The sequence below is a fragment of the Microvirga antarctica genome (genome assembly GCF_017921815.1).
GTDB lineage: Bacteria > Pseudomonadota > Alphaproteobacteria > Rhizobiales > Beijerinckiaceae > Microvirga > Microvirga antarctica.
Map to the genome: position 1 here is coordinate 1 of NZ_JAGEMM010000032.1, position 330 is coordinate 330.

The following is a 330-nucleotide window of genomic DNA, read 5'->3' on the forward strand; positions in this document are numbered from 1 at the left end:
CCGCGCGGATGGCTTTTTGCAACTGGCGTACCACCGCGCCGAACGCGTCATCGCTCTGATTGCATTCGCAGCGCATGTCCGGCACCGGCGTGACCGGCAACGGCGGCGCAGGCTGGGTTAACTGTTGGCTAAGGTACGCCAGGCGGGCGTTCAGGCGCTGTTTTTCCCGGTCGCTGGCGGTGAACAGACTGGCCTGAATACGGGTGCTTTTTTTCTGATGGTCTATCACCATCAGCGTTTCCGCTAAATAAAAGCAGTAGTCCGGGCAGTTATTGCCAGCCTCAAGGTGTGGCAGCGCTTCAAAGCCAGCGACCAGGTCGTAGGCAAACA

Annotated in this window: 1 pseudogene; it reads right to left on the reverse strand. The window is 59.1% G+C overall.

From position 1 onward, the window contains the following. Positions 1-330: pseudogene (locus tag J4G32_RS20750) on the reverse strand (anthranilate synthase component I); the annotation flags it as partial.